The following is a 5,676-nucleotide window of genomic DNA, read 5'->3' as shown; positions in this document are numbered from 1 at the left end:
CGTTCAATGCGAGGATCGGTAATTGAATTAAAGTGTTTCAGAAAAGTAGCGCTCATATTTTACGTGACCAAGGTGATTATTATGCCTTGATCTGATCACTACATATTCTATAAGTTCAATTTATAATGATCTTGCCGTGTGGTTTTACCTCGAAAACGGCCAAGATAGTTGACGCCGAACAAGTTTTCGAGTAATTTTCTGAAAAGCTCAATAATAAGCTGAGATTTTCAGAGGTTCCTTGAGCCGCATCAACACGCCTAGCATAAGTATGGGCTATAGTAATAATTCAATACCCAGACCGTAGCGGTTAACTCAAGGCTACGGCACATCAGGAAGGAGTTAAATATGAGCCAGAGTGCAAGTTTTTTCATGCCGAGCGTGTCGTTATTTGGTGCTAATGTGCTAACTGAGTTGGCCGCGCGCGTAGTGTCATTGGGCGGTACAAAGCCATTGATCGTGACAGATAAAGGTATGACTCAGTTGGGCTACACCAAACAAGTGACTGATTTGCTTGATCAAGCAGATATTGCTTATGTTGTGTTTGACGAAACCATCCCTAACCCGACTGACAAAAACGTTGAAGAAGGCGTTGATGCATACAAAAAAGGTCAGTGCGATATGCTGATCTCCTTAGGTGGTGGTAGTGCACATGACTGCTGTAAAGGCGTGGGTCTAGTGGTTTCCAATGGTGGTGTGATTGCCGATTATGAAGGTGTTGATCAGTCAAAATGCAGCCTGCCACCCTATATTGCGATCAATACCACTGCGGGTACAGCCAGTGAAATCACACGCTTTACGATTATTACCAATACCTCGAACCACGTAAAAATGGCGATCGTTGATTGGCGTGTAACACCTGATTTAGCCATTAATGATCCACTGTTGATGATTAAAATGCCGCCTTCGTTAACCGCTGCGACAGGTATGGATGCACTCACTCATGCGGTAGAAGCCTATGTTTCGACTGCTGCTAATCCAATTACCGATGCGGTGGCTTTACAGGCGATTCGTTTAATTTCTCGATATCTGCGCGTGGCAGTAGCACGGGCTGATGATTTAGAAGCACGTGATCGTATGGCTTATGCACAATACTTAGCCGGTATGGCGTTTAATAACGCAAGCTTGGGGCATGTGCATGCCATGTCGCATCAGCTAGGTGGTATGTATGACTTGCCGCACGGTGTGTGTAACGCCTTGCTACTGCCGCATGTGTGTGAAGCTAACTTGATGGCAGCGCAAGAGCGTTACGCTGATATTGCTGAGGCTTTAGGTGAAAATATTGATGGTTTGGCTGTGCGTGAAGCAGCAAAAATGGCAATTGTCGCCATTCGTTGCTTGTCCGCTGATGTTGGTATTCCGAGCAATCTGACTGAGTTGGGTGTAAAGGACGAAGATATCGAGACTATGGTTAAGCATGCGCAGCAAGACGTTTGTGCGGCAACCAATCCACGTCGTTTGAATGATAAAGAAGTGGCTGCGATTTTCCGTGCTGCAATGTAAGTGTTATCTGCTGTAAAGGTAGACCACAACGACGCCTCGCCTTAAACAGCGGGGCGTTTTGTGTTTGGGGTGTGATCTTTTTTTGTTGGCGATAATGCTATTGAGTTTAGGGAGCCTCTGAATAACGTTGCCGAGGGCGCTAACACAAGGCAAAAACGCACGAAAAAGCGCAGTTTACACATAGTAAATGAGCATTTTGAGTACGTTTTTAACGCGGTGGTAGCTACGCAGGTAGGTATTCAGAGGCTTCTTAATAAACAAGAACACGGATATATGGAAACTTCATGGCGGACGACCTACAGAGCTAAAACAATTGAAGGCAAGCTTGCATAAAAACTAACGCATTAAGAGATGGATATGTTTGGTATCTCACTAAAGAAATTGACGAGGATTTATTAGCACAATCACAGCAAGGTTTTATTGAACTGTGCGTTCTTGTAGATTAAGAGGTGATTAATTTCGATGATTTCAAGATGCTAATAGAAGAACCCCGAGAAGCTTTGGAGAGCTTTAGATATCTTATTTTAGAACTCTACAGCGCAGATCGTTTCATTATTGTTCTATCAGCACTTAATTCTTACTACAAGAATCATGATTCAAAACATCTACCTTTCCACAAATATACAATTAATACTCACAGTCACGCCGATGTTGTACTCAGTCAGTTAAGCCAAAAGGTCATGCGGGTTTTACGTAAAGCAGAAAAAAAGGCAGAAGCAAAGCATGAACTAAAACAAAAGCTAAACGAGCTTGAAAGCTTATGGGGAGTAGAGCCTAAAAACCTTCATACCCATTTACACCAACTAGGGCCAAAGCAAGCTGCAAACTTTATCACAGAACATAGTGGTTTAATCCACCAGCTTGCACAGGTCAATACTTTATTGGGCAGTGAACACCAGCCCGTTATCTCTGAACATCATGATGAAATACGTGAAAGAACACAAAGCTGGGGCACACACAAAAAACCAGAGGATTACCTAGAGAGCTTTAATCAATTCGTTAAAGAGCAGTTAAACCAAAACATAGCCCTTGCGACTGTGGTAAGTAAACCACGCGACCTTTCTCGTGAGCAATTAACTGAAGTAAAACTATTACTTGATGGTGCAGGCTTCTCAGAGGCGAATTTACAAAGCGCGGTACGTAATCAAACCAATCAAGATATAGCAGCAAGCATTGTTGGTCACATTCGGCGCGCAGCCTTAGGTGAGCCACTTATCCCCTTTGAACAACGTGTTGCTCAAGCAATGTTACGTATATACCAAGCACATTCATGGACACCTAATCAGCGCAAATGGTTAGAGCGCCTTGCCAAACAACTTGTGCATGAAGTTATTGTCGACAAAGAGTTTGTTAATAACCGCTTTAGTCAGCACGGTGGCGCGAAGCAATTTGACAAGGTGCTTAATAATCAACTAGATACTGTACTTGATGAAATAAATGAAGCTATTTGGCCCATTAAGAGCGCATAAAGTAACGTATATAAATAAATGGAATTACTATACATGTTATATAGATTATGTATAATTTTATGAAAAATTTATACATAACAACGCTGACATGTATAAAAAAGGATAAAAGCTATCTATGTCGACCACTATAGAACCGTTACCGCTTGCGAATATTGAACAGTGGGAAACCCGCGCTTTTTTAAAAAGAACCGCCACTGCCCATCGCCATTTAGCTGAATTAAAAGGCGTTGCAGCCAGCATACCTAATGAAGCCATATTGATTAACACACTCGCCCTACAAGAAGCAAAAGACAGCTCAGAGGTAGAAAACATCGTAACAACACACGATGAACTTTATAAAGCGAACCTGTTTGAAGAAGCGGTCACTAACCCCGCCACTAAAGAAGTACAAGATTATGCTGTTGCTTTAAAGCAAGGGTTCGAAACAGCGCGTAAAAGCAAACTTATTCGTCTTGATGACATACTCGCAATACAAATTCAAAACATCGAATAGTTTTTTTACCCGTCCAAGAATGTCTTAGAAGCCCTGTTATTTGCTTGTAAATACAGGGCTTTTTTATTTTTTCCGTCCAAATCGGTTTGCAGATGTCCGTTACCAGTTGCTGTTTAAGTGGTGGGCAAAATGGTGGGCAAAACCTGTTTTTTTGACTCAATAAGCGAAAAGTCAAGGTATCTGGTGAGCAGATTTTTGCATCTATCTCACCACCGCCTTATGCCATCCCCACTTATCGTGCTGCTTGCAGATTGTTCAATCACTCAAATATCGAACCAATCGATAAACAAACAGTGGTGGGCAATGGTGAGCAAATTTTAACGATTTCTTAGGAATATAGAGTAACAAACGATGGCAAAACTAACCGCAACTCAGGTGCAATCTTATGCTCGCACCGCAGCAGCAAACAAAAATACAGTGATGGTAATGGCCTATATTTTTGCGTAAGAAAATCTGGCATGCCGTATTGGATGCTAAGGTATACCAGCCTAAACGGACGACGAGAAGCCACGCTCGGTCAATATCCAAGCATGACCTTAGCAGAGGCTCGACTTGAATCGTCTAAAATGCAGCTACAACTTCAGCAAGGTGAAGACCCATTAGCAATCCGTGCTATTGAAACCATCCCTGAGATTCAAAATGTCAGTCAGTTGTTTCAAGACTGGTATGCCAAAGACTTAAGTCGCCGGTTAAAGCACCCCAATATACCCAAACGTGTTTTTACCAAAGAAATTGCACCAGTGATTGGTCAACTTCCTATACAAGCCGTGCGCCCCACACATGTACGAGAAGTATTAGAGCGCATTCGAGAAAGTAACCGCCCTACCATTGCCAACGATACCTTGATGTACATGAAGCAGCTGTTTCGACATGCGATAAAGCTCGACTTAACGCTGAACAACCCAGCCGCAGCCTTTACCGTGGACGATGCCGGTGGCGTGGAGTCCAGTAAAGACAGGATGCTCAGCAAAGAGGAAATTCACTACGCCTTTAGCGTGTTTCATACCCATATCAATAGCTTTGGCCGCGACAACTACCTCGCTTGCTGCCTGTTTTTGGTGTTGGGCGTACGCAAAAGCGAACTGTGCGAAGCCATGTGGCGTGAAATGGATTTAACCACGGGCGTGTGGGATCTACCCAAAGAACGCAGCAAAACCGGCGTGCCCATTAGCATCCCCTTACCGCGCCAAGCCATTGCCTGGTTTAACGAGCTGCAAGTCCGCGCTTGTGGCTCGCCTTATGTTTTTCCAGCCAGACGAGCAAGCCATCGTCCACATATGGGGCCAGATACGCTAAACCGCGCCATTTCTAAACTCTTTGGTCGCGAGCCAGGGCGCAAAAAACAGCCTCCCAATAAAATGGGCAAACTTGAACACTTCACCGTACACGATCTGCGCCGCACCTTTCGCAGCCTTGCCGCCTCTTTGGGCATTGCAGGCAATGTGGCCGAACGCTGTCTTAACCATAAGCTAAAAGGCGTTGAGGGTATCTACGACCGCCACGATTACTTTGAAGAGCGCCGTATTGCTCATCAAACCGTGGCTGATGTGATCGAACCGCTGGTGAACTTTGAGCACCCTTCACAGCACAACACAGGAGGGCATTAACATGCAATTTATGATGCGACTCGCCCCCATTACCTTTCCAATAGCCATGCTGGCAGGACTTGGCTGGTGTATTGGCATTGCCCTACTCGAACAGCCTTATGGTATAGGCTACGCACTTACTCGGTATTGCCTGATGGTATTCTTGGTACTCGCTCCTTGGCTGACATTAAAACTCACGTTCTACGTGATTGTCAGCCTAGGACGCAAACTGGGGCTCATCCCGCCTGCACGCCCAACGTACAGCCTAGGTTATGAAGAATCACTCTATTGGTTCAGAGTATTAGCCTTTTTCGATGGCAAACGCAGCCGCATGCCGAAAAAGCCCATCAGGCGAAACTAGAAGCCCCCATTTACTCACTTACCGTGGGCATTTGGGACAATGGGGCAACACTTGATACCACAAGCTTTAGAAGGTGAATAAGAGGGATGTGAACCGCCCCAAGGAATGGGGCAATCGGGGATGCGGTAGGCGTTGTTTCCTAAAAGTTTGAACTATCTTGCCAGCCTGTGATCAGATCATCTATATCCTACTAGCCCGTGCAACAACAATGAGCAAAATCACAAACTGGTCTCACTATAATCAAGCCCTCGTTAACCGCGGTAATAT

At 44.6% G+C, this 5,676-nt stretch carries 4 protein-coding genes and 1 pseudogene; all 5 read left to right on the top strand.

Going from position 1 to position 5,676, the window contains the following annotated elements; translation table 11 throughout:
• Nucleotides 1–345 precede the first annotated feature (345 nt).
• The 5 genes and pseudogenes from JIG41_RS08965 to JIG41_RS08945 all read left to right on the top strand — a co-directional run bounded on the left by JIG41_RS08965 (nucleotide 346) and on the right by JIG41_RS08945 (nucleotide 5,409).
• Nucleotides 346–1,500 (top strand): iron-containing alcohol dehydrogenase, encoded by a 1,155-nt coding sequence (locus tag JIG41_RS08965; protein WP_199524590.1) that lies wholly within the window; start codon nucleotides 346–348, stop codon nucleotides 1,498–1,500.
• A gap of 473 nt (nucleotides 1,501–1,973) precedes the next feature.
• Nucleotides 1,974–2,969, top strand: coding sequence for a type I restriction-modification enzyme R subunit C-terminal domain-containing protein (locus JIG41_RS08960; RefSeq protein ID WP_199524589.1), 996 nt, complete (start codon nucleotides 1,974–1,976; stop codon nucleotides 2,967–2,969).
• Between the two features lie 115 nt (nucleotides 2,970–3,084).
• Nucleotides 3,085–3,462, top strand: coding sequence for a Fic/DOC family N-terminal domain-containing protein (locus JIG41_RS08955; RefSeq protein WP_249406636.1), 378 nt, complete (start codon nucleotides 3,085–3,087; stop codon nucleotides 3,460–3,462).
• A 351-nt stretch (nucleotides 3,463–3,813) separates the two neighbouring features.
• A pseudogene (locus JIG41_RS08950) lies at nucleotides 3,814–5,069 on the top strand (tyrosine-type recombinase/integrase).
• A 10-nt stretch (nucleotides 5,070–5,079) separates the two neighbouring features.
• Nucleotides 5,080–5,409: a hypothetical protein gene (locus tag JIG41_RS08945; protein WP_249406634.1), complete on the top strand. Its 330-nt coding sequence runs from the start codon at nucleotides 5,080–5,082 to the stop codon at nucleotides 5,407–5,409.
• The last annotated feature ends 267 nt before the right edge of the window (nucleotides 5,410–5,676 follow it).

This window comes from Pseudoalteromonas sp. bablab_jr011 (assembly GCF_016464045.1).
Taxonomy (GTDB): Bacteria; Pseudomonadota; Gammaproteobacteria; order Enterobacterales; family Alteromonadaceae; genus Pseudoalteromonas; species Pseudoalteromonas lipolytica.
This window is presented reverse-complemented; position numbering and strand designations above follow the sequence as displayed.

Coding starts and splice junctions, on each gene's coding strand:
- JIG41_RS08965 (WP_199524590.1), top strand. CDS start 346: ATGAGCCAGAGTGCAAGTTTTTTCATGCCGAGCGTGTCGTTATTTGGT.
- JIG41_RS08960 (WP_199524589.1), top strand. CDS start 1,974: ATGCTAATAGAAGAACCCCGAGAAGCTTTGGAGAGCTTTAGATATCTT.
- JIG41_RS08955 (WP_249406636.1), top strand. CDS start 3,085: ATGTCGACCACTATAGAACCGTTACCGCTTGCGAATATTGAACAGTGG.
- JIG41_RS08945 (WP_249406634.1), top strand. CDS start 5,080: ATGATGCGACTCGCCCCCATTACCTTTCCAATAGCCATGCTGGCAGGA.